This window comes from Alcanivorax sp. HI0083 (assembly GCF_001635175.1).
In genome coordinates, this window is sequence record NZ_LWFX01000780.1 from 1 (window position 1) to 494 (window position 494).

General features: G+C 58.9%; 1 pseudogene. It reads right to left on the bottom strand.

Annotation, left to right across the window (positions count from 1 at the left end):
• Positions 1 to 233 precede the first annotated feature (233 nt).
• Positions 234 to 494 (bottom strand): annotated as a pseudogene (locus A3754_RS07605) (polyhydroxyalkanoate synthase); the annotation flags it as partial.

The window sequence follows — 494 nt, forward strand, 5'->3', positions numbered from 1 at the left end:
GGAATTGAGTGATCAGCCTGCCTCGGAGCTTGTCGCATTATCTCTCCCTGACAGCCGCTGGACGCCGGATGTCCCTGACTACGCCTCAAAAGGGATACCACAATAACGACAGCCTCTCAGGCTATGGGGTTTACGTCAGGCATCCGGCGTCGAGCTTTTGGCAAAGCGCCGGATTATTCGCTCTGATCCGCGAAGAGCCATAAAGCGGTCCGGTTTTCGGCCAGGCGGTGCGGCTACTGCGAGCGCGCTACCAGCCAGTCAGCGCTGATGCGCCAGGCGTGGGAGGGGGCTTTTGAACCTGAAAAGACCCCCGCATGGCCACCCGGCACTTCCTCGAAGCGTTTCTCTTTGCTGCCGACAAGATGCATCACATCCCGTGCTGCGCGCAGGCTGACAATGTTGTCGGTGATGCCGGCAAAGGAAAGCAGGTCCTGCTGAATGGATGAAAAATCCACACTGCGCCCGCCGATCCGGATTTTCCCTCTAGCCAGGCT